Annotated in this window: 2 rRNA genes; both read right to left on the minus strand. The window is 57.4% G+C overall.

Features of this window, described 5'->3' with window-relative positions:
* Positions 1 to 2: 2 nt before the first annotated feature.
* Positions 3 to 119 (minus strand): 5S ribosomal RNA (rrf, locus tag C503_RS0137020).
* 75 nt (positions 120 to 194) lie between these two features.
* Positions 195 to 1,590 (minus strand): 23S ribosomal RNA (locus C503_RS0137025); the annotation flags it as partial.

Consider the following 1,590-nt stretch of genomic DNA (forward strand, 5'->3'; position numbering starts at 1 on the left):
AAGTCCGGCGGCGTCCTACTCTCCCACACCCTCACGAGTGCAGTACCATCGGCGCTGGTGGGCTTAGCTTCCGGGTTCGGGATGGGACCGGGCGTTTCCCCACCGCTATGACCGCCGTAACACTATGAAACAATCCAACCACCATCAGATCGTGGTCGGTGTCTCAGATACCGTACAGTGGATGCGTAGCATGTTTGTTGTAAGCCCTCGGCCTATTAGTACCGGTCGACTCCACCCCTTACAAGGCTTCCATCTCCGGCCTATCAACCCAGTGGTCTAGCTGGGGGCCTTAACCCCTCGAAGGGGGAGGGAGACCTCATCTTGGAACGAGCTTCCCGCTTAGATGCCTTCAGCGGTTATCCCTTCCGAACGTAGCCAACCAGCCATGCCCCTGGCGGGACAACTGGCACACCAGAGGTTCGTCCGTCCCGGTCCTCTCGTACTAGGGACAGCCTTCCTCAAGTCTCCAACGCGCGCGGCGGATAGGGACCGAACTGTCTCACGACGTTCTAAACCCAGCTCGCGTACCGCTTTAATGGGCGAACAGCCCAACCCTTGGGACCTACTCCAGCCCCAGGATGCGACGAGCCGACATCGAGGTGCCAAACCATGCCGTCGATATGGACTCTTGGGCAAGATCAGCCTGTTATCCCCGGGGTACCTTTTATCCGTTGAGCGACACCGCTTCCACCAGCCAGTGCCGGATCACTAGTCCCGACTTTCGTCCCTGCTCGACCTGTCAGTCTCACAGTCAAGCCCCCTTGTGCACTTGCACTCAACACCTGATTGCCAACCAGGCTGAGGGAACCTTTGGGCGCCTCCGTTACCCTTTGGGAGGCAACCGCCCCAGTTAAACTACCCACCAGGCACTGTCCCTGAACCGGATCACGGTCCGAGGTTAGACACTCAGTACGACCAGAGTGGTATTTCAACAATGACTCCACATCCACTGGCGTGAACGCTTCACAGTCTCCCACCTATCCTACACAAGCCGAACCAAGCACCAATACCAAGCTATAGTAAAGGTCCCGGGGTCTTTCCGTCCTGCCGCGCGTAACGAGCATCTTTACTCGTAATGCAATTTCGCCGGGCCTGTGGTCGAGACAGTCGAGAAGTCGTTACGCCATTCGTGCAGGTCGGAACTTACCCGACAAGGAATTTCGCTACCTTAGGATGGTTATAGTTACCACCGCCGTTTACTGGCGCTTAAATTCTGAGCTTCGCCCCGAAGAGCTAACCCGTCCTCTTAACGTTCCAGCACCGGGCAGGCGTCAGTCCGTATACATCGTCTTGCGACTTCGCACGGACCTGTGTTTTTAGTAAACAGTCGCTTCTCGCTGGTCTCTGCGGCCGCCGGATCCTAGCCCGCGAAGGGCTTCAAACCCAACGGCCCCCCTTCTCCCGAAGTTACGGGGGCATTTTGCCGAGTTCCTTGACCACAGTTCACCCGAACGCCTCGGTATTCTCTACCTGACCACCTGTGTCGGTTTGGGGTACGGGCCGCACGGACACTCGCTAGAGGCTTTTCTCGGCAGCATGGGATCACTCTACTTCGCCTCATTCGGCTATGCATCACGCCTCACCCTATAT

This window comes from Actinokineospora enzanensis DSM 44649 (assembly GCF_000374445.1).
Lineage (GTDB): Bacteria > Actinomycetota > Actinomycetes > Mycobacteriales > Pseudonocardiaceae > Actinokineospora > Actinokineospora enzanensis.